This window comes from Lentzea fradiae (genome assembly GCF_900100955.1).
Classification (GTDB): Bacteria; Actinomycetota; Actinomycetes; order Mycobacteriales; family Pseudonocardiaceae; genus Lentzea; species Lentzea fradiae.
Map to the genome: position 1 here is coordinate 78708 of NZ_FNCC01000001.1, position 24009 is coordinate 102716.

Sequence of the window (24009 nt, forward strand, 5' to 3'; positions counted from 1 at the left end):
ACGAAGTTGTGAAACGAGCGTAGTGTTCCGCCATGACTTCGGCGATCTCCGTGTCGGGGCTGGTCAAGACGTTCGGCTCCACGCGCGCACTGGACGGCCTGGACCTGGACGTCCGGACCGGCGAGGTGCACGGCTTCCTCGGGCCCAACGGCGCCGGGAAGTCGACGGCGATCCGGGTCCTGCTCGGCCTGCTGCGCGCCGACTCCGGCACCGCGCGGCTGCTCGGCGGCGACCCGTGGAAGGACACCGCGACCCTGCACCGCCGCCTCGCCTACGTGCCCGGCGACGTGAGCCTGTGGCCGAACCTCACCGGTGGCGAGGTCATCGACCTGCTCGGCCGCCTGCGCGGTGGTCTCGACCGGGCCCGCCGCGAGGAGCTGCTGGAGCGCTTCGAGCTCGACCCGCGCAAGAAGGGCCGCACCTACTCCAAGGGCAACCGGCAGAAGGTCGCGCTGGTCGCGGCGCTGGCGAGCGACGTGGAGCTGCTCGTCCTCGACGAGCCCACCTCCGGTCTGGACCCGCTGATGGAGGCGGTGTTCCAGGCGTGCGTCCGCGAGGAGCGCGACCGCGGCCGCACCGTGCTGCTGTCGAGCCACATCCTCGCCGAGGTCGAGGCGCTCTGCGACCGCGTGTCGATCATCCGCGCGGGCCGCGTCGTCGAGACCGGCACGCTCGCCGACCTGCGGCACCTCACCCGCACGTCGATCTCCGCCGAGCTGGTCTCCCCGCCGGACGGGCTCGCGTCGCTCGACGGGGTGCACGACCTGGTCGCGGAGGGCCACCGCGTCCGGTTCGAGGTCGACTCCGACCGGATCGGCCCCGTGCTCGCACGGCTGGTGGCGGCGGGCGTGCGCACGCTGACCTCGCAGCCGCCGACGCTGGAGGAGCTGTTCCTGCGGCACTACCAGGACGCGCGATGATCGGCACCCTGCACCTCGTGCGGCTGGCGTTGCGCCGCGACCGCGTCCTGCTGCCTGTGTGGGTCTTCTTCCTCGTCGCCCTCACCTACTCCACGGCGACCGCGCTGGACGAGCTGTACGCGACGCCCGAGTCACGTGTGCAGCTCAGCGTCACCGCGAACGCCAACTCCGCGTTCCTCGCGATGCTCGGCCCGCTGCACGACACGTCGCTGGGCGGCCTGGTCGTGTGGCGCTGGGGCGTGTTCGGCGGCCTCTTCATCGCGATCATGGCGCTGCTGGTCGTCACGCGGCACACGCGGGCCGAGGAGGAAGCCGGCCGCACGGAGCTGGTCGGCGCCACGGTCGTCGGCAGGCACGCGCCCCTCGCCGCCGCGGTGGTCGTCGCGGGCGGCGCGAGCCTGCTGGCCGGAGTGCTGCAAGCGGTGGCACTGATCGCGTTGGGGCTCGACGCGTCCGGATCGTTCGCGTTCGGCCTCGCGACCGCCTCGGTGGGCTTGGTGTTCACCGGGGTCAGCGCGTTCACCGCGCAGCTGCCGGAGAACTCGCGGGTGTCCAACGCGATCGCTGGTGCGGTTCTCGGGGTCACCTACCTGCTCCGCGCGGCGGGCGACGCGGCGGGGGAGGCGGGACCGGCGTGGCTCACCTGGCTGTCGCCGATCGGCTGGACCGAGCACGTGCGGGCGTTCGGCGACGACCGGTACGGGGTGCTCGTCCTGCCGCTCGTGACGTTCGCCGTGCTGGTCGGCGTCTCGGCGTTCGTCGTGACGCGGCGGGACGTGGGGCGCGGGCTGTTCGCGGCGCGGCCGGGGCCGGCGCGCGGCACCATCGGCGGCCCGTCCGGTCTGGCCTGGCGGTTGCAGAGGGGCTCGCTGGCCGGCTGGTCGCTCGCCCTGTTCGCGGCCGGCGCGATCTACGGCAGCGTGGCGGGGGCCGTCGGGCAGATGGTGGAGGAGAACCCGGCGCTCGCCCGGATCGTGCAGCGGATCGGCGGCGCGGACGCGATGGTCGACGCGTTCTTCGCGACCGTCACCCAGCTGCTGGGCCTGGTCTCGTCGATCTACCTCGTCCAAGCCGTGCTGCGGCTGCGGTCGGAGGAGACCTCGCTGCGCGCGGAGCCGCTGCTCGCCACTCCGGTCTCGCGGACCGGCTGGGTCGCGTCGCACGCGGTGTTCGCCCTGGCGGGCGGCGCCGTCGTGCTGGCGTGCGCGGGACTCGGGCTCGGCCTGGTGCACGGCCTGCGGACCGGCGACCCCGGCGCCGTGCCGCGGCTGCTCGGGGCGGTGCTGGTCCAGCTCCCGGCCGCGTGGGTGGTCGCGGGCGTGGCGCTGGCGCTGTTCGGGCTGGTCCCGCGGTTCACCGGCGCGAGCTGGGCGGTCGTGGCGGGGTCGCTCGTCATCACGCTGCTCGGCCCGGCGCTGGACCTCGGCCGGTGGGTGCTCGACCTGTCGCCGTTCAGCCACGTGCCGAGGTACCCGGACGTCACCCTCGGCCCGGCCGCGTGGCTCACCGCTGTAGCCCTGGTGCTCCTGGCTGCCGGTCTCGCCGCCTTTCGGCGACGCGACCTGACCACGTGACGAGCAGCGGCAGCACGACCAGCAGCGACGCGGGAACGAGGAACGCCAGCGCCGGATGGGCCTGGTAGAGCGGCACGAACGCCAGCGGCGCCGTGGCGGCGCCGACGAACCGCAGCGACTGCACGACGCTGACGCTGCCGCCCCGGTTGGCGCTCCCGCTCTGCAGCACCAGCGCGTTGACGCTCACCAGGATGCCCTGCGCCGCCGCACCGGCCAGCGCCCACGCGAGCGCGGCCGTGAAGACGAACGGCGTCAGCCCCACCGCGGCGAGCAGGCCACCGCCGACCGCCGAGCCGACGACGACGGTGGTGGCCGCGCCGAACCGGTCGACCGCCCGGCCGACGTACCGCGCCGTCAGGAACCCGACGAGACCGAAGCTGGTCAGCAGCAGCCCGCGCTGCCCGGCGCCGAGCCCGAACGCGTCGTCGAGGCGGAACGCCACCAGGAACGCGAGACCGCCCAGGCAGCCCCAGCCGACGAACGCGATGACCGCGGGCCGGACGGTGCTCGCCACGAACGCGCTGCGCAGGCTCGCGTCCCGCTGCGGCTCGACCCCGGTGTCCGGCACCCCGAGCACCGCGAGACCCGCCGCCACCACCGCGATCACCACGAACGCGAGCCGCCAGTCGGCCTCCGCCGTCAGCCCGCCGGCCAGCGGGGCGGTCGTCTGCCCCGCCGCCTGCATCGACCCGAACAGCCCGAGCGCCCGCCCGAGCTTCTCCTTCGGCGTCGAGGCGGCGATCACCGCGAGCAGCACCGGCGTCGTGAACGAGTTCGCGGCGCCCTGCAACGCCCGTGACGCCAGCAGCACCTCGAACGTCCACGCCGACGCGGCCAGCAGGGACGCCACGGCGTAGCCGACGTAGGCGAGCCGGACCGTCCGCTGTGGACCCCAGCGCTGCGCGAACGTCCCGGACACCAGCATCAGCACGGCGAACGGCACCAGGTAGTAGGTCAGCGTCGCCGCCGCCTCCCCCGGTGACCGGCCGAAGCTCCCGCCGATCTCCGGCAGGATCGACGTCGTGACGGCGCCGCCGAACGGCCCGATCAGGGCGCCGGCGTACAGACCGGCGCGTGCCAAGCGGTCCACGGACACCTCCGCCGCCCACCCTAGTCGGGGAGCGGCGGAGATGGTTGCCTGAGCTAACTTTTACTGGCGGGGACCCGGCGACGGCCAGCCGGGACCGCGCCCGCGGCGGCGCAGGTAGCGCTCGAACTCCGCGGCGATGTCGTCGCCGGAGGACTCGGTGATCTGGATGGCCGCGTCACCGCGTTCCTCCAGCGCGCGCACGTAGTTGCGCACGTCCTCGTCCTCGTCGGCCATCTCGCTGACCGTGCGCTCCCACTCCTCGGCCTGCTCCGGCAGCGCGCCGAGCGGGACCTCGATGTCGAGGACCTCCTCCACCCGGTGCAGCAGGGCCAGCGTGGCCTTGGGGGAGGGCGGCTGCGAGACGTAGTGCGGCACGGCGGCCCAGAACGAGATCGCCGGCACGCCCGCCTGCACGCACGCGTCCTGGAACACGCCGACGATGCCGGTGGGGCCCTCGTACTTCGAGTGCTCCAGGCCGAACTTCGCGGCGGCGTCCGGGTCGTAGGCGGTGCCGGTGACCGGCACGGGACGGGTGTGGGGCGTGTCCATGAGCAGCGCGCCCAGCGTCACGACGGTCGTCACCCCGAGCGCGTCGACGTGGCCCAGCAGCTCGGACGCGAACTTGCGCCACCTCATGTTCGGCTCGATGCCGTGCACGAGGATGACGTCCGCGGAGGAGCCGGGGGGCCTGCACACCGACAGCCGCGTCGTCGGCCAGTCGACCCTTCTCGTGACGCCGTCGACCATGCGCACGGTCGGGCGGGTCACCTGGAAGTCGTAGTAGTCGTCCGGGTCGATCTCGGCGAGCGGGGTGGCGTCCCAGGTGAGCTGGAGGTGCTCGATCGCGGTGCTCGCGGCGTCGCCCGCGTCGTTCCAGCCTTCGAAGGCGCAGACCATGATCGGGCTCGTGAGCGGCTGACGCGGGGCCGAGGGGGTCGGGGATTCCTGGGACGGATCGTTCACCGCGCCAGACTACGGCCTCCCCCGCGCAAGTCATCGTAGGCTTGGCCCATGCGCGATCGCGGAGAGTCGCCGTTCCGGACGCGCTGGTGAACAGGGTCGTCGTCGCCGACGGCGCGATGGGCACGATGCTCCAGGCCGCAGACTCTCCTTCGCCGACTTCTCCGGTCTCGAGGGGTGCAACGAGATCCTGAACATGACGAGGCCGGACGTCGTCAGGTCCGTGCACCGCGGCTATCTCGAGGGCGGCTGTCCGGACGGCGCTCTCTACCCGCTGTCCCGGAGGAGCTGGCGCAGGCGCTGGCCGGGTCCGGGAGGGAGTTCGGCACGCGGCTCGTCGGCGGCTGCCGCGGCACGACCGCCGAGCACCTGCGCCAGGTCGCCGAGCCGGTCCGCGACCTCGGCCGGGCACCCCGCAGGCCACGCCCCGAGCCCGGTGTGTCCTCTTTGTACCAAGCTATCCCGTTCAAGCAGGACATCGGCATGGGCCAGTGGGGCCTCAAGGGGTCGCGCGGCGGCGGCCCGACGTACGAGGAGCTGGTGGAGACCGAGGGCCGTCCGCGGCTGCGCCACTGGATGGAACGCCTTGCGACGGACGGTGTTCTTGCCCACGCCGCCGTCATCTACGGCTACTTCCCTTGTGTGTCCGAAGGCGACAACCTGATCGTCCTCGAGGAGCCGTCGCCGGACTCGCCGGAACGCTTCCGGTTCCGTTTTCCGCGCCAGAAAAGGAATCGGCGCCTCTGCCTGGCCGACTTCCGGCGTCCAGAGGACTCCGGCGAGGTCGACGTCATCGCCTTCCGCCTCGTGACGATGGGGCAGCGGATCGCGGACTACGCGGGCGAGCTGTTCGGCAAGAACGCGTATCGTGAGTACCTGGAAGTCCACGGACTGGGGGCCGGCTCACCGAGGCGCTGGCCGAGCACTGGCACCGGAGGATCCGCGAGGAGCTCGTGTGGTCGTCGAGCTGCTCGACCCGGCACGCATCGGCGTCTCGCTGTCCGAGGAGCTCCAGCTGCACCCGGAACAGTCCACCGACGCCTTCGTGGCGCACCACCCGGAGGCGAAGTACTTCAATGTCTGACTTGCAGGCCGTGCTGTGGGACATGGACGGCACGCTGCTCGACTCCGAGAAGCTGTGGGACATCCCGCTCTACGAGTACGCGGAGAAGCTCGGCGGCGTGCTGTCGAAGGAGACCCGCGAACGCATGGTCGGCAGCAACGTGCCGACGACGATGCGCCTGCTGTTCGGCGACGTCGGCATCGAGCCGACCGAGGACGACATGACCGACGGGGCCGCGTGGATCCTGCGCCGCACCGAGGAGGTCTTCCGCGCCGGACTGCCGTGGCGTCCCGGTGCCCGGGAGGCTCTGCGCGCCGTCCGCGCGTCGGGCGTGCCGATGGCGCTGGTGACGTCCACCGAGCGGAAGCTGACCGAGGTCGCGCTGGACACGATCGGCCGTGACCTGTTCGACGTGACGGTGTGCGGCGACGAGGTGGACGGCCTGAACAAGCCGTTGCCCGAGCCGTACCTGAAGGCGGCGCGGCTGCTGGGCGCCGACCCCGCCCGGTGCGTCGCGATCGAGGACTCGCCGACCGGTGTCGCGGCCGCCGTGGCCGCGGGCTGCACCGTGCTCGTCGTCCCGTGCGACGTCGAGGTGCCGGCGGGGGAGCGGCGCGTCTTCCGCGACTCCCTCACCGGCGTCGACCTCGACGTGCTGCGGGCTCTCTAAGCCGTCACGGTCGCTGCCTTGCTCCTGCGCGTGGCCGGGTCCACCAGCAGGCCGAACACCACGCCGAGTCCGATGTGGAGCGTGGCCAGCTGGGCGAGCGAGCTGAGGCGGAACCGCCACAGCACGTCCACCGGCATGTCCGCCGGGATCGTGTCCGGCTGCGCGGGGAACGCGAGCAGCACCACCGTGACGGCCGCGGCCACCGCGAGGAGCACCGCCGTGACCCGCACCGGCTGCGACAGCGCGCGCAGTCGCTCGGCCAGCAGGCTCGCGCCCCACACGATCACCAGGCCCGCCACCACCACGCCCAGGTAGAGCGCGGTCCGCTGGTTCACCGTCTCCGGGTCGCCCACCGCCGGTGGGTTGCCCGGATACTTGAGCCACGGCAGCAGCGCCACCGCCCCGAACACCGCGGCGCCGAGCGCGAGGCTGCGGCTGAACGGCGTCCGATCGGTGAACCAGCGCTTCGACAGGGCGTAGGCCGTGGCGAACACCAGGCCCACCGCGACACCGACGACCACCACGCCGAGCATGCCGCCGATGACCTGTGTACCCCGGCTGACCAGCTCTTCCTCGCCGTGCGAGTGCGCGTGACCGTCGGATTCCCTCGCTTCCTCGACCGCCAGTGCGGCGCGGATGGAGACCTCGGTGACCAGGAGTTGTACGAGCGCGGAGGCGGCACCCGCGATGCCGCCCGCCGCCAGCCCCCGCAGCGCGAGGGAGCGGTAGGTCGTGACCATCTGCTTGATCGCCGGAGCCGGTCAGTGGCAGGGGACGCCGAGCGCGTGCCGCCCGTCGTGGAAGAACTCGTGCAGCAGCTCCGAACCCGCGCCGAGCGCCAGTCCGTTCTCCTGCAGGACCAGGTAGGTGACGATCAGACCGAGCAGTGAGGCGGCGAAAGCCCACCTGGGCACGCTGACCGGGGACAGACTTGCTGCGGGGCTCGTCATGACGGGCTCCTCCATACCTCGTGGAAGGTCAACACTCCTTGCGGCGCCGCAGCCGGTCTCCTGACTCCCGGATCATCGCTGCCCCCGCGTCTTCCCAGTCCGGAAGAGGACCAGTGACGTGCTCGGCGGGGATCGCTTCCCGGTCACAGTGGCGAGGACCGCGCCGGACTCACACCGGCTTCCCGTCACTGCGGCGCTCGCACCGTAAGCGCGCCGCGGCGGTGAGCACAACCGGCCAGAAGTGTTGTCGTGCCGGTCACTTCACGAGCGGACAGTCGCCGCACTTCCCACCTGCGGCGACGCGGTAGTACAGGCAGCAGCTCCGGCGCCGGAACGCGATCTCGCCGGGGAGGGAGAAGAACTCCCCGGCCAGCTCGAACGGCGGCGCGCTCATCAGCCTGGCCCCGCGCAGCTCCGCCTCCTCCGCCGTGAGCAGGCCCGCGCGCACGATCATCTTCAGCGCGCCCGCGATGTTCGACATCGCGTTGCCCCACAGCAGCCCGCTCGCCACCGGCGCGACGCCCTGGACCGCCTCCACCACCGGCGCGAGCGCCTCCGCCGCCGGAGGGCCCAGCCGCGGCTGGTCGATCCGGACGCTCAGGCCGTTCACCGGGTCGTGGCGCCACCAGAGGTTCTCCGGCCGCACGTCCACCGGCAGGTCCGCCGCCGTGAGCGGGCTGAGCAACCGCGCCGTGTAACCGAGGAAGAACAGGCTCGCCGCCACGCGGGGCTCGTCGGCCCGGTAACGGGTCGCGATGGTGTCGATCGTGGTCTTGAGCGCGGGGCCGTCGAGCAGCGCCGTGCCCGGCAGCCACGACTCGTCGGGACGGCCCACGTCCAGGGCGAAGAAGGAGTTGATCCCGCGCACCCGGCGCAGCGCTTCGAGGACCTCGGCGAACTCGGACACGGAAGTTCACGCTACCGGGTGCCCGCGGGTGTCCATGCAGGACAAATCACGTCCAGGGCGTGGGACGGACCTGACCGCGGTGTGGACCGGCGTGCCGGAGATGGGAGGATGTCGAGCTGTGAAGACCTTCGACTCCCTGTTCGCCGAGCTGACCGAACGAGCCGCCACCAAGCCGGAGGGATCCGGCACCGTCGCAGCGCTCGAGGCCGGCGTCCATGCGCAGGGCAAGAAGGTCCTGGAGGAGGCCGGCGAGGTCTGGATCGCCGCCGAGTACGAGTCCGACGAGAAGCTCGCGGAGGAGATTTCGCAGCTCCTGTACCGCCTCCAGGTGCTCATGCTGGGCCGCGGCCTCACCCTCGAAGACGTCTACAAGTACCTCTGAAAGAAGACTTCGCCATGCTGCGCGTAGCAGTCCCGAACAAGGGCGCGCTCGCCGAACGCGCCTCCGCCATGCTCACCGAGGCCGGGTACCGGCAGCGGAACGAGTCCCGCGACCTGACCGTGCTCGACCCCAACAACGACGTCGAGTTCTTCTTCCTGCGTCCCAAGGACATCGCCATCTACGTGGCGTCCGGCGACCTCGACCTCGGCATCACCGGCCGTGACCTGGCCGCCGACTCGGGAGCCGACGACAACGGCTCGTCCGTCGAGGAGCTGCTCGCCCTGGGCTTCGGCGCGTCGACCTTCCGCTACGCGGGCCCCCGCGGCACCGACTGGACGGTCGCCGACCTGGAGGGCAAGCGCCTCGCCACGGCCTACCCGAGGCTCGTGGGCCGCGACCTGCGCGCCCGCGGCATCAACGCCCAGGTGATCCGCCTCGACGGCGCCGTGGAGATCTCGATCCAGCTCGGCGTCGCCGACCTGATCGCCGACGTCGTGGGCTCCGGCCGCACGCTGCGCCAGCACGACCTGGTGCCGTTCGGCGAGCCGATCTGCGAGTCGGAGGCCGTGCTCGTGCACCGGGCCGGCTCCGAGGTCACGGCGGCGAAGAAGCAGCTGACGGCCCGGCTGCAGGGCGTCGTGTTCGCCCAGCAGTACCTGATGCTCGACTACGACTGCCCGCGCGCCATCCTGGACAAGGCCGTCAGCCTGACCCCCGGCCTGGAGTCGCCGACCGTCGCCCCGCTGGCCGACGACCTCTGGGTGGCCGTGCGCGCGATGGTGTCGCGCAAGGAGGCGAACCAGGTGATGGACGAGCTGGCCGCGATCGGCGCGAAGGCAGTGCTGGCGTCGGACATCCGGTTCTGCCGCCTGTGACGTCCTCGCCGGGGATTCTGGAACAGGCCGTCCTGGACGTGGTGCCGGGACGCGAGCCCGACTTCGAGCGGGCGTTCGGCGAGGCGCGGTCGTTGATCAGCGCCTCGCCGGGCTTCCTCGGCCTGGACCTGCTGCGGTGCCTGGAGAAGCCGTCGCGCTACCTGCTGCTCGTGCGGTGGGAGACGCTGGAGGCGCACACCGCCGGCTTCCGCCAGGGCCCGTCGTACGCGCGGTGGTCGGAGCTGCTGCATCCGTTCTACTCGCCGTTCCCGGTGGTCGAGCACTACTCCAGCGCGCTGAGCACCTCGGCGTCGGTCGTCTGACCGAAGCTGTCGTACCAGCGGCTCACGGCGCGGAAGTCCTTCGGCAGCAGGACGGCGACGACCGGTGTCCCGTCCAGTGAAGCCCTCGCGGACACCGGGACCGCGAGGGTCGTGCTCCCGGGGCCGTGGCCGCTGATCCAGCGCAGCGCGGCTTTCGCCGTGACGCCGGTGGCCAGGCCGTCGTCGACCAGGATGACGTCCCGGCCGGTGATCGTGAGTGGTTTGTCGTCGCGGTAGAGGGCGGTGCGTCGTTCCGCTTCCGCGCGCTCCTGGTCGCAGACGTGGGCGAGCTGGTCCTCGGTGAGGTTCAGCGACCGGAGCGTGTGCTGGTCGTAGATGGGGTTCCCGTCCGCCGTGACGGCTCCCACGCCGTACTCGGGATGGCCGGGGACGCCGATCTTGCGGGCCACCACCACGTCCAGCTCGGCGTGCAGGACCGCCGCGACCTCCTTCGCCACCGGCACGCCACCACGGGCCAGGCCGAGCACGAGCGGGTCGTGCCACGACCGGTCCGCGAGTCGTGCCGCCAGGGCACGGCCCGCCTCCTGCCGGTTCGCGAACCTCTTCACGGTTCCGTCGACGCTACGCCTTCCGGCCGCCGCGCGGCTCGCTGTGTCAGCGTTCCCGCACGAACAGCGCCTGCGCCGTCGTGCCGACCGGCCCCTCCACGTCGTGCACCACGCTCGTCGCCAGTCCCACCCCGTCCGGCCCGATGGTCGTGCTCGCGTCCAGCCCTATCCACTCGCCGACCGGCTGGCGGTGCAGGTGCACCGTCAGATCCGTGTTGATGGCGTACCACTTGCGAATGTCCACACGGGACGAGACGCCGCTGGCCGAGTCGACCACCGCGAACAGCGTCTCCAGCGGCGACGGCGTGGAACCCTCCACCACGGCGACGCGCGGGCGTGCCCACACCTTGGCGTCACCGGGCGTGAAGATGCCGCCCGACAGGGAAAGCCACTCGACCGCGGCCAGGTAACCGCCGCCCCAGTGGTCCGGGACCTCCATCGGCACGGCGGACTCCGGCGGAGCCATCGGCGTGCCGCTGCCACCGGCGACGGCGGTGGTGTCGGAGCCGACGACGTGCCACGCCCGCGCCGTCAGCGCCACGCGGCCCTCGTGCGACAGGGAGGCCGAGAGGAGCTCGACCGAGCGGCCGGGGCGTTCGACCGAGGTGGACACCGCCAGGTCGGCGACCGGGACAGGGCCCAGCACCTCGAACGTCACCCTGGACAGCGTCGGGCGCAGGGCCAGCAGGGAGCGGACCAGCAGCGCGGAGGGCGGGCCGAGGTGCTGGCTGCCGGGACCCCACGGGCCGACGGTGTGCTCTGTCGAACGGAACGAGCTCTCCGACAGAGGCAGGTAGAACGCCGTCATCAGTCGCGGTCCTTGAGCGGCTCGGTGTCGTCGGGCTCCGGCCAGCCGGGGTACGGGGGCGGGGTGCCGTCGAACGCCGGGCAGAACGCCTTGTGGTCGCAGTAGTCGCACAGGCGGCTGGGGTTGGGGCGGAAGTCGCCGGTCGGCGCGGCGCGCATGATGGCCTGCCAGATGGCGTCCAGGGTGCGCTCGAAGCGGGCCAGCTCCGACTCGTCCGGCGTGTAGGCCAGCGCCTGGCGGTCGGCCAGGTACATCAGGCGCAGCTGGCGGGGGACGACGCCGCGCAGCTTCCACAGGACGAGGGCGTAGAACTTCATCTGGAACAACGCCTTCGCCTCGCCGATCTCGCGGGGCGCGGCGCCGGTCTTGTAGTCCACCACACGGATCTCGCCCGTCGGGGCCACGTCGACGCGGTCGATGTAGCCGCGCAGCAGCACGCCGGACGGCAGCTCGGACTCCACCAGCAGCTCACGCGACTCCGGTTCGAGGCGGCGCGGGTCCTCCAGGCCGAAGTAGCCGTCGAGCAGCTTCGTCGCGGAGGCGAGCCACTCCGCCTCCTCCTCGCCGCCGGGGACCTCGAACAGCGAGGCGAACTCCGGGCGCTCGGCCTTCACGCGCTCCCAGGCGGGGGTGATCATCGCGCGGGCGCGCTCCGGCACGCGTTCGGCGGCGGGCAGCGCGAACAGGTCCTCCAGCACCGCGTGCACCACCGTGCCGCGCACCTGCGCCTTCGTCGGCCGCTCCGGCAGCCTGTCAACCGCGCGGAAGCGGTAGAGCAGCGGGCACTGCTTGAAGTCCCCCGCCCTGGACGGCGACAGCGCGGGCCTGCGCAACGTGGTGCTCATGGTCCGACCCTAGGACAGGGGTCTGACAATTCCGTGCGCGGCCGCCGGTCACGGGACGTGGGACACAGCGGGGCACCGAACCGCGAGATCACACCACCGGCTCTACAGTGCTCCGCATGGCCGCGCGGATCAGCGAACGAGAGAGCGGCCTGCTGCTGTTCCGGGTGGCGGGCATCCCCGTGCTGCTCGCACCGTCGTGGTGGGTCGGCTCGGCGATCGTGGTGGCCTTCTACGCGCCGCTCGTCGACGACCTGGCCCCCGGCACCCCGGCGGGCGTCGGGCTCGCGGTCGCGGCCCTGTTCGCCGTCTTTCTCGGTCTGAGCGTGCTGGCCCACGAGCTCGGCCACTGCGTCGCGGCGCTGCGGCTCGGCCTGCCGGTCAGGAGGCTGCGCCTGTACCTGCTGGGCGGTCTGTCCGAGATCATGCGCACCCCCGGCAAACCCGGCCACGAGGGCCTGGTGGCGGCCGCCGGTCCGGCCGTGTCGGTGGGGCTGGCGGTGGTCTTCGGCATCGGCGGGTTCGCGATGAACCCCGGTGGCGTGCTGTGGCTGCTGGTCATGCAGGTGGCCGGGGCGAACCTGGTCGTCGCGATCTTCAACCTCCTGCCGGGACTGCCGCTCGACGGCGGGCGGATCGTCCGCGCGGGCGTGTGGGCCGCGACAGGACAACGGGCGACGGGCACGCGTGTCGCCGTGGCCGGTGGTTTCGTCGTCGCCTTCGCACTGGTCGTGTGGTCGCTCTACGGCCTCGTGGACGGCACGGAAGACCGTTGGCTGCGGTTCGGTGTGTGCGTGCTCACGGCGTGGGTCGTCGTCGCTGGAGCGAGAAGCGAGCTGGCGAGCGAACGGCGGCGCACCTTGCCCGTGGGCGTCTCGCTGAACGACCTGATCCGCCCAGTGCTCCAGCTCCCGGCCGAAAGTCCCGTCAGGGACGCGCTGAGCACGTCCGCCGGCCGGGGCGTGGTGCTGGTCAGGGCGGACGGCGTCGCGGCGGGGCTGCTCGACACCGCCGCGGCCGAGAAGCTGGCCGCCACGAGCCCGTTCGCCCCGGCGGAGCAGGCCGCCGAGCCGATCCGGCCGGAGACCGTGCTGCTCACCGACGAGCCCGGTGAGGAGATCGTCGAACGGGTGCAGGGCACCGCCGCCTGGCAGTTCCTGGTGGTGGACCTGGAGGGGCGCCCGGCGGGCGTGCTGCGCAGGGAGGACCTGCGTGCGGCCATCGAGAAGGGCGTTTGACACCATTGCGCGGTGATTAGCGCAAGTGGACCGTTCCAGCCGGGTGACCGGGTTCAGCTGACCGACCCCAAGGGCCGGCACTACACGGTCGTCCTCGAGCCCGGCAAGGAGTACCACACCCACCGCGGCGCCATCCCGCACGACTCGCTCATCGGCCAGCCGGAGGGCTCGGTCGTGGCGTCGGTCGGCGGCACGAACTTCCTGGCCCTGCGCCCGCTGCTGCCGGACTACGTGCTGTCGATGCCGCGCGGCGCGCAGGTGATCTACCCCAAGGACGCCGCGCAGATCGTCATGTACGGCGACATCTTCCCCGGTGCGCGCGTGCTGGAGGCGGGAGCCGGTTCCGGCGCGCTGTCGTGCTCGCTGCTGCGCGCGGTGGGGGAGAAGGGCAGCGTCCAGTCCTACGAGGTGCGCGACGACCACGCTGTCCACGCGATCCGCAACGTGGAGACGTTCTTCGGCGAGCGGCCCGGCAACTGGTCGATCACCGTCGACGACGTGAAGAACCACGAGGGCGAGGTCGACCGGGTCATCCTCGACATGCTCTCGCCGTGGGAGGTCCTGCCCACGGTCGCGAAGAACCTCATCCCCGGCGGTGTCCTGGTCGTGTACGTCGCCACCACCACCCAGCTCTCCACGGTCACGGAGGCGCTGCGGGAGATGACGTGCTGGACCGAGCCCCACGCGTGGGAGACGCTCGTCCGCCCGTGGCACGTCGTCGGTCTCGCGGTGCGGCCGGAGCACCGGATGATCGCGCACACCGCGTTCCTGCTGACCACCCGCAGGCTCGCGGAGGGCGTGACGGCGCCGAAGCCGCAGCGCCGTCCCAGCAAGGGCTGACGGTCGACCGGGGTCCCGCTCGTGCGCGGGGCCCCGTCAACGGGACAGGCGGGCGATGCCGCACACCTTCCAGGCGCCGTTCTCCTTGGTCAGCTGGTAGGCGATGCTCCCGCTGATCAGGGTCCCGTTGGCGTTCGGCACCGCCGAACGGTTCGTCTTGAACGTGCCGGTGTCGCCGGAGACCTGCACGTCCGACGCCGTGACGGTGCCGTCGGCGGACGAAGTCACGGTCGGGTTGTCCTCGGCGTGGCGTCCCTGGCTCTCCCGCATCGACTCGCACATGTACCGCTGGGCATCCTGGAACTGGTTCTGGCCGGTCCGCAGCTGCTTCTGCTGCACCGCCGCGAACCCCTCGGCCACCCGCGTCGCCTCGGCCTGGTCGTCACCGGAGGCCGTGCCGGTCAGCAGGAACGCGACCGCGACGCCACCGGCGACCACCGCCACGCCCGCCGCGATGCCGGCGACCAGGCCGGTCCTGCGCTTCCGAGCCGGTTCGGCCGGGTTCTCGGTCGGGTGCGTCATCGGAGTCCTTTCGGTCGCGGCGGCGTGACGGAGGTGCCCCGCTTCGCGAAGGCCCCGCCGAACCAGGAGGGGCCTTCGCGGACAGCGGTCACCTGGTCGTCGGAACCTGCAGGTCCGGCAGCTTGATGTCCTTGGCGAGCGTGCAGAACTTCCAGTCGCCGGACTCCTTCTTGAACTTCACCGTCGTGTCGATCGCGCGGGACTCGGTGCCGACCGTCACGGTGGTGGAGACGCTGACGTCCGCGGTGTCACCGGACACCTTCACGTCCTTCACCTCGACCTTGGGCGAAGGCATCTTCTTGAGCTCCTCGGCCAGCTTGCGCTGCTCCGGCGTGAGCTTCTTCTCCGCCTCCTCGGCCTCCTTGAGCGCCTCGGAACAGGCCATCGACTTGGCCTTGCTCTCGTTCTTGGCGGAGCTCGCGGCGTAGTACTCCTCGGCGACCTTCTTCACGTCCGCCGCGTCGTCACCTCCGCCGCCGACCGACAACGGGCTGCTGGAGTTGCTCGAGTCGTCGCCCGAGAACAGGACGGCGGCCGTGATGCCGCCGCCGACCAGCACCAGCACGCCGAGCACGACGCCGATGACCAGGCCGGTGTTGCTCTTCTTGGGCGGGGGACCGCCGAACCCGCCGGGGCCGGGCTGGCCGTAGGGCTGCTGGCCGTACTGGCCCGGCTGGGGCTGGCCGGGCTGGGGCTGGCCGTACGGACCCTGCTGCGGGAAACCGCCGCTCTGCGGTCCCTGCTGGCCGAACGGGTCCTGCTGCGGCTGGCCGTACTGGCCGGGCTGCTGGCCGTAACCGGGCGGGGGCTGCTGGCCGTAGCCGGGTGGCGGCTGCTGGCCGTAACCCGGCTGCTGCGGCGGCTGCTGCCCGTACGGCCCGCCGGGCGGCGGCTGCTGCCCGTAGGGGCCGGGCTGCTGCGGCGGGTAGGTCATTCGAAACTCCCCCGATGTGGATGAGGTGATCTTCCTGCGGACATTGTGGTACTTCCCCGTCCGGCGCGTGGCCGAACGGACGAGCCGACACGCGCGAGCGGAGGTGCACAGGGGTGCACCCGTGTTCCAGCCGCGCGAAGGCGATGTCTGATAACGATTGTGGCAACTCCACCGGGACTCGAGTGCGATGCACTGCGCTGTCGGGGTGGTGCGCCGGAAGCGTCGGCGGGACCACCCGGTTGGCCGTACGGCCGCCGGTCCTGCGGGAGGCCCGCTCGAACGGGGCCCAGCCGAGCTCGGACGGGAGTGGGTTGCGGTGCGTGACCACCGAACGGATCAACCGGTGGTCCACCTGGTGGGACGGCGGAAGATCTCCGCTCGTCGGCGGCCCGCGAGCCGCACCACGCGTGTCCACCGGCCGCCGGGTGCGGTCGCGGACGGTGCGGACCGGGTGGCGGGCCGGGTGCTCCCATGACCCCTCTTCCCGGGTTTCTCGCAGGTGAGCGGCGTGTCGCGGCGCGAAACGCCGGTGGTGACGGCTGAGACGCACGGTAGCGGGTGGGCGGTTTCCCCTGACACCGAGATGGAGCAGCCGACCACCGACAGAGGCATTGCCGTTGCGTCACACGAGGGAAGATGATGTTGTGAGTACCGCATTTTGTCGGTGATCGCCGGTACCGTAATCGGTACGAACACGGGAGGAGGGTGCCGACATGCAGCACGGTCATCCCGGCAGCCAACCCGATGAGGGTGGCGAGCTGAACCAGGGCAACAATTCTGCTGAGCTGACAGCGCAGATCAGGTTCCTCGAGGACGAGATCGCGTCGTTGCGTCGCAAGCTGACCGAGTCGCCGCGTCACACGCGGTTGCTCGAGCAGCGTCTGGCTGAGGCGACTGAGCGCGTCAGCCAGCTGACCGAGCGAAACACGAAGCTCATAGACACCCTCCGCGAAGCACGTAGCCAGCTGCTCGCGCTGCGTGAGGAGGTCGACCGGCTGGCGCAGCCTCCCAGCGGGTACGGCGTCTTCATGGCGAGGTTCGACGACGGGACGGTCGACGTCTTCACGTCCGGCCGCAGGATGCGCGTCGCCGTGTCCCCCGCGGTCGAGCCGGAGAAGCTGTCGTTCGGCCAGTCCGTCCGCCTCAACGAGGCGCTGACCGTCGTCGAGGCCGGTGGGTTCGAGCGGTCCGGTGAGGTCTGCGCGCTGCGGGAGGTGCTCTCCGAGGACGGGGAGGACCAGATCGCCCGCGCGCTGGTCGTCGGCCACGCGGACGAGGAGAGGGTGGTGTGGCTCGCCCAGCCGCTGCTCGACTCGCCGCTCAAGCCCGGCGACTCGCTGCTGGTCGACTCGAAGGCGGGCTTCGCCTACGAGCGGGTCCCCAAGGCCGAGGTCGAGGACCTCGTGCTCGAGGAGGTCCCGGACATCGACTACAGCGACATCGGTGGTCTGTCCCGGCAGATCGAGCAGATCCGCGACGCCGTGGAGCTGCCGTTCCTGCACGCCGACCTGTTCCGCGAGTACGAGCTGCGCCCGCCCAAGGGCGTGCTGCTCTACGGCCCTCCCGGCTGCGGCAAGACGCTCATCGCCAAGGCGGTGGCGAACTCGCTGGCCAAGAAGGTGCGGGAGATCCGCGGCGAGACCGACAAGCAGGCCAAGTCGTACTTCCTCAACATCAAGGGCCCCGAGCTGCTCAACAAGTTCGTCGGTGAGACGGAGCGGCACATCCGCCTGATCTTCCAGCGAGCTCGTGAGAAGGCGTCCGACGGCACCCCGGTGATCGTGTTCTTCGACGAGATGGACTCGATCTTCCGCACCCGCGGCTCCGGTGTCTCGTCCGACGTCGAGACGACGATCGTGCCCCAGCTCCTCGCCGAGATCGACGGCGTCGAGGGCCTGGAGAACGTCATCGTCATCGGCGCCTCCAACCGCGAGGACATGATCGACCCGGCGATCCTCCGCCCCGGCCGCCTCGACGTGAAGATCAAGATCGAGCGGCCGGACGCCGAGGGCGCGAAGGACATCTTCAACAAGTACCTGACGCCCAACCTCCCGCTGCACGCCGACGACCTCGCCGAGTTCGGCGGAGACCCGAAGGCGTGCATCGAGGGCATGGTGCAGCACACCGTGGAGCGCATGTACGAGGAGTCCGAGGACAACCGGTTCCTGGAGGTCACCTACGCCAACGGTGACAAGGAGGTCCTGTACTTCCGGGACTTCAACTCCGGAGCCATGATCCAGAACATCGTCGACAGGGCCAAGAAGGCGGCGATCAAGTCGCTGCTCGACACCAAGCAGCCCGGACTCTCCGTCCGGCACCTGCAGGCGGCCATCCTCGACGAGTTCGCCGAGAACGAGGACCTGCCGAACACGACGAACCCGGACGACTGGGCACGCATCTCGGGCAAGAAGGGCGAGCGGATCGTCTACATCCGCACGCTCGTCACCGGGAAGAACCAGGACACCGGCCGCGCGATCGACACGGCCACGAACACCGGCACCTACCTGTAGGACGGATCGACCCCGAACCGCCCCGGTCGCGCTCAGCGGCCGGGGCGGTCCGGCGTTTCCGGGCTGATGTGTCCACGCCTGACCGGCACGTCAGCGGCCATCCGGCCGAGCTGCCCGACCGGCACGAACTCGGGTGTTGGCTTGCCGGCCGGGTGCTTGTCCGCGTCGGGGCGATCGGGCTCTCGCCGAGGCCGAGCCAGCCGACCGCTTGCCGGTCGTCTCCGCCTGGCTCGCCTCCGGCTGGCTCCGCTGCCCTGAGGTGGGCCATCAGCCCACGGTTCGGCGTCGGCCTCGCCACCTGCCACCGCTCCCAGGACCGTCTGGTGCCCGCGGCTCGATCCCTGCCGCCTCCATGAGCTGGCCACCGTCCACGGCCTCAGCGTCGACCTGGGTCAGACCAGGCCGGCCTCGTAGGCGGCGATCACGAGCTGGGCGCGGTCGCGGGCGTGCAGCTTGGCCAGCAGGTTGCCGATGTGCGTCTTCACCGTGCCAGGGCTGACGTGCAGGGCGGCCTGGATTTCTGCGTTGGACAGGCCGCGTGCGACCAGCAGCAGGACCTCCTTCTCGCGCTCTGTCAGCCGTTCCAGGCCGTGCGCGGACGGTGCCGCGGGGCGGCGCACGAACTCGGAGATCAGGCGGCGGGTGATCGAGGGTGACAGCAGTGACTCGCCGGAGGCCACGACGCGGATCGCGGCCAGCAGTTCGGCCGGTGGGGTGTCCTTCAGCAGGAAACCCGAGGCGCCCGCCCGCAACGCGCCGAAGACGTAGTCGTCCAGGTCGAACGTCGTCAGCACGAGGACGCGCGGGCCGTCCAGGCGGCGCGTGGCCTCTATGCCGTCCATCTCCGGCATGCGGATGTCCATCAGCACCACGTCCGGCCGCAGGACCGCTGCGGCCGTCACGGCTTCGGTGCCCGTGCCGGCTTCTCCCACGACGGTGAGGTCCGGTTCGTTGTCGACGAGGAGGCGGAAGCTGGCGCGCAGCAACGCCTGGTCGTCGGCGATCAGCACGCTCGTCATCGCTGTGGCAGCTCCGCCACGACGCGGAAGCCGCCGTCCGGACCGGGTCCGGCGCTGAACGTGCCGCCGTAGACGGCCACGCGTTCTCTCATGCCGGCCAAGCCGTGTCCCGTGCCGAGATCATTCACGCCGAGATCTTTCACTCCGGGGCCGTCGTCCGTCACCTCGACGCGGACCGCTTCCGGCCGCACGTCCACCGCCACCGTGCAGGACGCGGGCGCCGCGTGCTTCACGACGTTGGTCAGCGCCTCCTGCACGATCCGGTACACCGACAGCCCGATCCCGTCCGGCACGGTGGGTTCGCCGCGCACGTCCAGCGACACCCGCACGCCGGCCAGGGACGCCCGGTCGGCCAGGCCGGGCAGGCCGTCGAGGCCGGGGGACGGCGTGAGGTCGGCGTCCGAGCGCAGCACGCCGAGTAAGCCGCGCATCTCGGTCAACGCCGCTCTGCTGGTCTCGGAGATCACGTCCAGCGCCTGGTAGGCGTGGCCGGGTGAGCGCACGTGTGCGGCGTTGGCCGCCTGCACCGCGATGAGGGAGAGGTTGTGCGCCACCACGTCGTGCAGTTCGCGGGCGATGCGCAGGCGTTCGTCGGCCAGGGCCTGCTCGGAACGCTGGGCCGTCTCCCGTTCCAGGAACGACCGCCGGAGCTGCGTGGTGTAGCCGATGGCCCACACGGCACCGAGGACGACGATGACGACGAGGACGACGAGCCCGTTCTCCTGGTCGCCACCGGAGACCGCGGAGACCACGGCGGTGGCGCCCGCGAACCCGGCGAGCGACCAGGACTTCGGGCGCTCGACGGCGACGGTGTAGAGCGTGAAGCAGACCGCCGCGAGCGGCGCGCCGAGTGCTTCGGCCGGCAGCACCTCGCCGACCACGGCCGCGGCCGTGGTGACCGTGGTGACCACGAGAGCCGTCATAGGCCGGAACCGGCGCAGGGCCACCGGCAGCGCGATGAGCTCGGCGGCCGGGCCGACGAGCCACCACGGCTTGTCCTGGTTCTCCACCATCGCGTAGCCGACGAGCGCGCCGATCACCAGCATGGCGGTGAAGTCGACCAGGTAGAGGTGCAGTCTCGTGAGCACAAGCCGACGGTAACGAGCGGCGACGGGCGGCGCCTCGGACCACGGTCCGATTCCGGAGATCGGAGCCAGGGCCGATCCGCCAGGGCACGGGAAGGCCGACGCTGGTCCGCATGATCGAGGTGCGGAACCTGACGAAGAGGTACGGCGGCACCACAGCCGTCGACGACCTGTCCTTCACCGTCCACTCCGGACGGGTGACGGGCTTCCTCGGCCCGAACGGGGCCGGGAAGTCCACGACGATGCGCATGGTCCTCGGTCTGGACCGGCCCAGTGCGGGCGAGGCGCTCGTCGGCGGCCGGCGCTACCGCGAGCTGACGCACCCGCTGCGGCACGTCGGCGCGCTGCTCGACCCGTCGGCGGTGCACCTCGGCCGCCGGGCGCTCGACCACCTGCGCTGGATCGCGGCGAGCAACGGGATCGACCGGCGCCGCGCGGTGGAGCTGGTCGAGCAGGTCGGGCTGGGAGGCGCGCGGGACAAGCGGATCCGCGCGTTGTCGCTCGGGATGAGGCAACGGCTCGGCGTCGCGGCCGCGTTGCTCGGCGACCCGCAGGTGCTGATGTTCGACGAGCCGGTCAACGGCCTGGACCCCGAGGGCGTGCGGTGGATCAGGGACCTCCTGCGGGGTCTCGCGGACGAGGGCCGCACCGTCTTCGTCTCCAGCCACCTGATGAGCGAGATGGCGCTGACGGCGGACCACGTCGTGATCGTCGCGAGAGGACGGCTGGTGAAGGAGACCTCCATCGGCGCGCTGACGGAGAAGGGTTCTCTGGAGGACGCCTACCTCGACCTGACCACGGGGAGGGGACTGTGAGGAACGCGCTCGCCGCGGAGTGGCTCAAGCTCCGCACCGTCCGCGCCCCCTACGGCATCCTCGCCACGACCGGCCTGATGGTCGTGGCCGGCGCGGCGCTCTCGGTCCTGATCGTCCAGGACTACGACACGTCGCCCGCCGCGGAGCAGGCGAGGTTCGCCTCGGCGGACTCCAGCGTGGTGATCACGCCGGTCGTGCAGTTCCTCGCGGCGGCGCTCGGGGCTCTGGTGGCGACGTCCGACCCGCGGCTCACCGCGCTGACGGCCGTGCCGGACAGGACCCGGCTGCTGCTGGCCAAGACCGTGCTCGTCGCCGCCGTTACCGCCGTGCTCGGGACCGTGACGCTCGCGGTGAGCACCGGCACGAGCTGGGTCGTCGTGGGAGACCGGCCACCGCCGATCGCGCCGTGGGAGAGCCTCGGCGACGCGTTACCGTGGGCGAGCGCGGCGGTGCTGTCGATCCTCGTCACCGGACTGGCGGGTCTCGGCCTCGGACTGGCGGTGCGGTCCACGGTGGTGGCCGTGGTGGTCGTCGGCGTGCTGCTGTGGGGAATCCCGGCGATCACGCCGATGCTCCCGCAGCCCTGGGACACCGACACCTCCGCGGTGATGGTGCCGTACCTGGTGTGGCAGGTGTCCGGCGTGGCGGAGGACGCGCCGCTCGGCCCCGTGGCCGCGACAGCCGTCCTGCTCGCCTACGCGGTCGTGACGATCGGTGCGGGGGCGGTGACTCTGCTGCGACGAGACGCTTGACTCGGTCGAGAGCGTCGCCTTATGGTCGTCTGGACCATTAACGGTAAGGAAACTTACCTAACTAATCCGCCGCCGTCGGATTCCAGACAGTCCGAGAGGAGACGCTCTATGGCTTGGCAGAGGTCTGTGGTGGCGTTCGCCGCGGCGGTCGTGCTCCCGTTGACCGGTGTGATGGCGGGCAGTTCGGTCGCCGCCGCGCCCGCGGGTGACGTCTCCGCCGCCGCGCTGCCCGCGGGGTCGCCCGCGGCGGTCAACGGCCAGCTCCGGGTGTGCGGCGTGAAGCTGTGCAACAAGAACGGCAAGCAGATCCAGCTGCGCGGCATGAGCACGCACGGCATCCAGTGGTACTCCCAGTGCGTCAAGTCCGCGTCGCTCGACGCGCTCGCCAACGACTGGAAGGCGGACATCCTCCGCATCTCGATGTACGTCCAGGAGGGCGGGTACGAGTCCAACCCGCGCAAGTTCACCGACCTGGTGCACGGCTACATCGAGGAGGCCACGAAGCGGGGTCTGTACGCGCTGGTCGACTGGCACCAGCTCTCGCCGGGCGACCCGAACCACAACACCGAGCGCGCCAAGACGTTCTTCAAGGAGATCGCCCAGCGGCACAAGGACAAGACGAACATCATCTACGACATCGCGAACGAGCCGAACGGTGTCTCGTGGTCGCGGGTGAAGTCCTACGCGGAGGCGGTCATCCCGACGATCCGCGCCGAGGACCCGGACAGCCTCGTGCTCGTCGGCACGCACGGCTGGTCCACGTTCGGCCTGTCCGACGGCCGGGACGTCAGCGAGGTCAGCCGCAACAAGGTCAACGCCTCGAACCTGATGTACACGTTCCACTTCTACGCGAAGGACCACCGCGACTCGTACCTCAACGCGTTGCGCACGGTGTCGAGCCAGGTGCCGGTCTTCGTGACCGAGTTCGGGTCGCAGGAGGCGTCCGGTGACGGTCCCAACGACTTCACCATGGCGAACAAGTTCATCGCGTTCATGAAGGAGGCCAAGATCTCCTGGACGAACTGGAACTTCTCCGACGACCACCGCACGGGCGCGGTGTTCAACACCGGCACCTGCTCCGGCGGCAGCTTCGCCGGGGAGGGGCCGCTGAAGGAAGCCGGCAAGTGGGTGCGCAACCACATCCGCACCGCCGACGACTTCTGATCCCGCGGGCCGGCCCCGCCACGGGGCCAGGTGGACGGCGGTCCTGGGGGGCCGCCGTTTACCGTTGCGGGCATGGCACAACTCGCGCTCGGTCTCGCCTCCCTCGGCCGTCCCGCCTACATCAACCTCGGCCGTGAGGACGCACTGCCCGCCGTGCGCGACGTCGAGTCCATGCGCGCGCAGTGCCACCGTGTCCTCGACACGGCGTACGAACTGGGTATCCGGTGGGTCGACGCGGCCCGGTCGTACGGGCTGTCGGAGGACTTCCTGGCGTCGTGGCTGCCCGGCCACGACGACGTGACCGTCTCCAGCAAGTGGGGCTACGCCTACACCGCCGACTGGCGGCCCGACGCCGAGGTGCACGAGGTCAAGGAGCACTCGCTCGACCGGTTCACCCGGCAGTGGCAGGAGACCCGCGCGTTGCTGCCCCGGGTCGACCTCTACCAGGTGCACTCGCTGACGCCGGACAGCCCGCTGTTCGAGGACGCGGCGCTGCGGGACGCGATGGTCGCGACCGGTGTCCCGCTCGGCTTCTCGACGTCGGGACCGAAGCAGGCCGACACCATCCGCAAGGCGCTGGACCTCGGGATCTTCCAGTCCGTGCAGTCCACCTGGAACCTCCTGGAGACCTCGGCGGGCGACGCGCTGCGGGAGGCGCACGACGCCGGCCTGAGGGTGATCGTCAAGGAGGGCGTGGCCAACGGACGGCTCGTCGTCCAGCCGCCGCGCGAGGTCGCCGAGAAAGCGGCGGAACTGGGGGTCGGTCCGGACGCGGTCGCCCTGGCGGCGATCCTGCGGCAGCCGTGGGCCGACGTCGTCCTGTCGGGCGCGGCGAGCCCGGGGCAGCTCCGGTCCAACGCGAATGCCGCCGGCCTCGACGTGGACCTCCCCGATCTCTCGGAGCCAGCCGTCCGGTACTGGGAAACCCGCTCCGGGCTCTCCTGGAACTGAGCGGTTCGCGCACCTCGCTGATCGGTTCCGGAATCCGGTCTTTACGGCCTCGTGGGCCGTTCTGCGGCTCAATCCTGCAATCGGGTTGTCTTTTTGATGTCTCGATAGGTTGACTGTTCGCGCACCGCAACATGCGCATCACGGAGCGTGTCCAGCTGTTTCGAAACGTTCGAACACCGCTGATCAGCACATTTAAGAATGCTCTGACATTCCAAATGAGAAATGGCGTTTGTGAACTGTGAATTG

General features: G+C 71.2%; 24 protein-coding genes, 2 pseudogenes and 1 riboswitch. Of the genes and pseudogenes, 14 read left to right on the forward strand and 12 right to left on the reverse strand.

The window, feature by feature from the left end; translation table 11 throughout:
• The first annotated feature begins 32 nt into the window (after positions 1-32).
• Both BLT23_RS00345 and BLT23_RS00350 read left to right on the forward strand, forming a co-directional pair.
• On the forward strand, positions 33-920 hold the full coding sequence (locus BLT23_RS00345) for an ABC transporter ATP-binding protein (RefSeq protein WP_090044357.1): 888 nt from the start codon (positions 33-35) through the stop codon (positions 918-920).
• On the forward strand, positions 917-2494 hold the full coding sequence (locus BLT23_RS00350) for an ABC transporter permease (RefSeq protein WP_090044359.1): 1578 nt from the start codon (positions 917-919) through the stop codon (positions 2492-2494). The genes BLT23_RS00345 and BLT23_RS00350 overlap by 4 nt, the downstream gene beginning before the upstream one ends.
• Here the strand turns inward: BLT23_RS00350 and BLT23_RS00355 are convergent.
• Complete coding sequence (locus BLT23_RS00355; protein WP_245743381.1) at positions 2424-3584, reverse strand: MFS transporter; 1161 nt, start codon at positions 3582-3584, stop codon at positions 2424-2426. The genes BLT23_RS00350 and BLT23_RS00355 overlap by 71 nt on opposite strands.
• 60 nt (positions 3585-3644) lie before the next feature.
• Complete coding sequence (locus BLT23_RS00360) at positions 3645-4547, reverse strand: PAC2 family protein (RefSeq protein WP_176946525.1); 903 nt, start codon at positions 4545-4547, stop codon at positions 3645-3647.
• Positions 4548-4994: 447 nt separating this feature from the next.
• Between BLT23_RS00360 and BLT23_RS00365 the strand changes: the two are divergent.
• Together BLT23_RS00365 and BLT23_RS00370 are read left to right on the forward strand one after the other, a co-directional pair.
• A pseudogene (locus BLT23_RS00365) lies at positions 4995-5628 on the forward strand (vitamin B12 dependent-methionine synthase activation domain-containing protein); the annotation flags it as partial.
• Positions 5621-6277, forward strand: a complete 657-nt coding sequence (locus tag BLT23_RS00370) for an HAD family hydrolase (RefSeq protein WP_090044364.1) — start codon at positions 5621-5623, stop codon at positions 6275-6277. The pseudogene BLT23_RS00365 and the gene BLT23_RS00370, both read left to right, overlap by 8 nt.
• Here the strand turns inward: BLT23_RS00370 and BLT23_RS00375 are convergent.
• From BLT23_RS00375 to BLT23_RS00385, 3 genes are all read right to left on the reverse strand, one after another.
• A complete protein-coding gene (locus BLT23_RS00375; RefSeq protein WP_090044365.1) occupies positions 6274-7017 on the reverse strand; it encodes a CbtA family protein in 744 nt (247 codons plus the stop codon). The genes BLT23_RS00370 and BLT23_RS00375 overlap by 4 nt on opposite strands.
• Before the next feature lie 21 nt (positions 7018-7038).
• Positions 7039-7227, reverse strand: coding sequence for a CbtB domain-containing protein (locus tag BLT23_RS00380; RefSeq protein ID WP_090045619.1), 189 nt, complete (start codon positions 7225-7227; stop codon positions 7039-7041).
• 33 nt (positions 7228-7260) lie between these two features.
• Positions 7261-7435: riboswitch (cobalamin riboswitch) on the reverse strand.
• A gap of 48 nt (positions 7436-7483) precedes the next feature.
• On the reverse strand, positions 7484-8134 hold the full coding sequence (locus tag BLT23_RS00385; RefSeq protein WP_090044367.1) for a (2Fe-2S)-binding protein: 651 nt from the start codon (positions 8132-8134) through the stop codon (positions 7484-7486).
• Between the two features lie 118 nt (positions 8135-8252).
• On the opposite strand from BLT23_RS00385, the gene BLT23_RS00390 reads away from it, so the two are divergent.
• The 3 genes from BLT23_RS00390 to BLT23_RS00400 are packed head-to-tail and all read left to right on the forward strand — an operon-like array spanning position 8253 to position 9714.
• Positions 8253-8516, forward strand: coding sequence for a phosphoribosyl-ATP diphosphatase (locus tag BLT23_RS00390; RefSeq protein ID WP_089955376.1), 264 nt, complete (start codon positions 8253-8255; stop codon positions 8514-8516).
• Positions 8517-8530: 14 nt separating this feature from the next.
• Positions 8531-9391, forward strand: a complete 861-nt coding sequence (gene hisG / locus BLT23_RS00395) for an ATP phosphoribosyltransferase (RefSeq protein ID WP_090044368.1) — start codon at positions 8531-8533, stop codon at positions 9389-9391.
• A complete protein-coding gene (locus tag BLT23_RS00400) occupies positions 9388-9714 on the forward strand; it encodes an antibiotic biosynthesis monooxygenase family protein (protein WP_090044370.1) in 327 nt (108 codons plus the stop codon). The genes hisG and BLT23_RS00400 overlap by 4 nt, the downstream gene beginning before the upstream one ends.
• On the opposite strand, the gene BLT23_RS00405 is transcribed toward BLT23_RS00400, so the two are convergent.
• Genes BLT23_RS00405 through BLT23_RS00415 form a run of 3 tightly spaced genes read right to left on the reverse strand, consistent with a single transcriptional unit; the run spans position 9675 to position 11936 of the window.
• Positions 9675-10283 (reverse strand): phosphoribosyltransferase, encoded by a 609-nt coding sequence (locus tag BLT23_RS00405; RefSeq protein ID WP_090044372.1) that lies wholly within the window; start codon positions 10281-10283, stop codon positions 9675-9677. The two genes, BLT23_RS00400 and BLT23_RS00405, sit on opposite strands and share 40 nt — an antisense overlap.
• Positions 10284-10329: 46 nt before the next feature.
• The gene (locus tag BLT23_RS00410; RefSeq protein ID WP_090044374.1) at positions 10330-11091 is read right to left on the reverse strand and encodes a thioesterase family protein; all 762 of its coding nucleotides are present in this window, start codon (positions 11089-11091) and stop codon (positions 10330-10332) included.
• Entirely contained in the window at positions 11091-11936 is an 846-nt protein-coding gene (locus tag BLT23_RS00415) for a RecB family exonuclease (protein WP_090044375.1), read from the reverse strand. Before BLT23_RS00415 ends, BLT23_RS00410 begins: the two co-directional genes overlap by 1 nt.
• Positions 11937-12052: 116 nt before the next feature.
• Between BLT23_RS00415 and BLT23_RS00420 the strand changes: the two genes are divergently transcribed.
• Together BLT23_RS00420 and BLT23_RS00425 are read left to right on the forward strand one after the other, a co-directional pair.
• A complete protein-coding gene (locus tag BLT23_RS00420; protein ID WP_090044377.1) occupies positions 12053-13171 on the forward strand; it encodes a site-2 protease family protein in 1119 nt (372 codons plus the stop codon).
• Positions 13172-13186: 15 nt separating this feature from the next.
• Positions 13187-14011 carry a tRNA (adenine-N1)-methyltransferase gene (locus tag BLT23_RS00425; RefSeq protein WP_218133622.1) on the forward strand — a complete coding sequence of 275 codons (825 nt, stop codon included), beginning with the start codon at positions 13187-13189 and terminating at the stop codon, positions 14009-14011.
• A gap of 36 nt (positions 14012-14047) precedes the next feature.
• On the opposite strand, the gene BLT23_RS00430 is transcribed toward BLT23_RS00425, so the two are convergent.
• Positions 14048-14533 (reverse strand): Rv0361 family membrane protein, encoded by a 486-nt coding sequence (locus tag BLT23_RS00430; RefSeq protein ID WP_090044380.1) that lies wholly within the window; start codon positions 14531-14533, stop codon positions 14048-14050.
• An 88-nt stretch (positions 14534-14621) separates the two neighbouring features.
• Positions 14622-15467: an Rv0361 family membrane protein gene (locus BLT23_RS00435; protein ID WP_090044381.1), complete on the reverse strand. Its 846-nt coding sequence runs from the start codon at positions 15465-15467 to the stop codon at positions 14622-14624.
• A 713-nt stretch (positions 15468-16180) separates the two neighbouring features.
• On the opposite strand from BLT23_RS00435, the gene arc reads away from it, so the two are divergent.
• On the forward strand, positions 16181-17977 hold the full coding sequence (arc, locus tag BLT23_RS00440) for a proteasome ATPase (RefSeq protein WP_090044383.1): 1797 nt from the start codon (positions 16181-16183) through the stop codon (positions 17975-17977).
• A 392-nt stretch (positions 17978-18369) separates the two neighbouring features.
• On the opposite strand, the gene BLT23_RS00445 is transcribed toward arc, so the two are convergent.
• Together BLT23_RS00445 and BLT23_RS00450 are read right to left on the reverse strand one after the other, a co-directional pair.
• Complete coding sequence (locus BLT23_RS00445) at positions 18370-18996, reverse strand: response regulator (protein ID WP_090044384.1); 627 nt, start codon at positions 18994-18996, stop codon at positions 18370-18372.
• Positions 18993-20084, reverse strand: a complete 1092-nt coding sequence (locus BLT23_RS00450) for a sensor histidine kinase (RefSeq protein WP_218133587.1) — start codon at positions 20082-20084, stop codon at positions 18993-18995. Before BLT23_RS00450 ends, BLT23_RS00445 begins: the two co-directional genes overlap by 4 nt.
• 110 nt (positions 20085-20194) lie before the next feature.
• Here BLT23_RS00450 and BLT23_RS00455 point away from each other — a divergent pair.
• The 4 genes and pseudogenes from BLT23_RS00455 to BLT23_RS00470 all read left to right on the forward strand — a co-directional run.
• A pseudogene (locus BLT23_RS00455) lies at positions 20195-20845 on the forward strand (ABC transporter ATP-binding protein); the annotation flags it as partial.
• Positions 20846-20892: 47 nt separating this feature from the next.
• Positions 20893-21648 carry a hypothetical protein gene (locus BLT23_RS00460; protein ID WP_090044388.1) on the forward strand — a complete coding sequence of 252 codons (756 nt, stop codon included), beginning with the start codon at positions 20893-20895 and terminating at the stop codon, positions 21646-21648.
• A gap of 108 nt (positions 21649-21756) precedes the next feature.
• Positions 21757-22812 carry a glycoside hydrolase family 5 protein gene (locus tag BLT23_RS00465; protein ID WP_090044389.1) on the forward strand — a complete coding sequence of 352 codons (1056 nt, stop codon included), beginning with the start codon at positions 21757-21759 and terminating at the stop codon, positions 22810-22812.
• 72 nt (positions 22813-22884) lie between these two features.
• Entirely contained in the window at positions 22885-23763 is an 879-nt protein-coding gene (locus BLT23_RS00470; RefSeq protein ID WP_090044391.1) for an aldo/keto reductase, read from the forward strand.
• Positions 23764-24009 lie beyond the last annotated feature (246 nt).

Coding starts and splice junctions, on each gene's coding strand:
- BLT23_RS00420 (WP_090044377.1), top strand. CDS start 12,053: ATGGCCGCGCGGATCAGCGAACGAGAGAGCGGCCTGCTGCTGTTCCGG.
- arc (WP_090044383.1), top strand. CDS start 16,181: ATGCAGCACGGTCATCCCGGCAGCCAACCCGATGAGGGTGGCGAGCTG.
- BLT23_RS00345 (WP_090044357.1), top strand. CDS start 33: ATGACTTCGGCGATCTCCGTGTCGGGGCTGGTCAAGACGTTCGGCTCC.
- BLT23_RS00415 (WP_090044375.1), bottom strand. CDS start 11,936: ATGAGCACCACGTTGCGCAGGCCCGCGCTGTCGCCGTCCAGGGCGGGG.
- BLT23_RS00430 (WP_090044380.1), bottom strand. CDS start 14,533: ATGACGCACCCGACCGAGAACCCGGCCGAACCGGCTCGGAAGCGCAGG.
- BLT23_RS00470 (WP_090044391.1), top strand. CDS start 22,885: ATGGCACAACTCGCGCTCGGTCTCGCCTCCCTCGGCCGTCCCGCCTAC.
- BLT23_RS00350 (WP_090044359.1), top strand. CDS start 917: ATGATCGGCACCCTGCACCTCGTGCGGCTGGCGTTGCGCCGCGACCGC.
- BLT23_RS00375 (WP_090044365.1), bottom strand. CDS start 7,017: ATGGTCACGACCTACCGCTCCCTCGCGCTGCGGGGGCTGGCGGCGGGC.
- BLT23_RS00465 (WP_090044389.1), top strand. CDS start 21,757: ATGGCTTGGCAGAGGTCTGTGGTGGCGTTCGCCGCGGCGGTCGTGCTC.
- hisG (WP_090044368.1), top strand. CDS start 8,531: ATGCTGCGCGTAGCAGTCCCGAACAAGGGCGCGCTCGCCGAACGCGCC.
- BLT23_RS00445 (WP_090044384.1), bottom strand. CDS start 18,996: ATGACGAGCGTGCTGATCGCCGACGACCAGGCGTTGCTGCGCGCCAGC.
- BLT23_RS00380 (WP_090045619.1), bottom strand. CDS start 7,227: ATGACGAGCCCCGCAGCAAGTCTGTCCCCGGTCAGCGTGCCCAGGTGG.
- BLT23_RS00435 (WP_090044381.1), bottom strand. CDS start 15,467: ATGACCTACCCGCCGCAGCAGCCCGGCCCCTACGGGCAGCAGCCGCCG.
- BLT23_RS00370 (WP_090044364.1), top strand. CDS start 5,621: ATGTCTGACTTGCAGGCCGTGCTGTGGGACATGGACGGCACGCTGCTC.
- BLT23_RS00410 (WP_090044374.1), bottom strand. CDS start 11,091: ATGACGGCGTTCTACCTGCCTCTGTCGGAGAGCTCGTTCCGTTCGACA.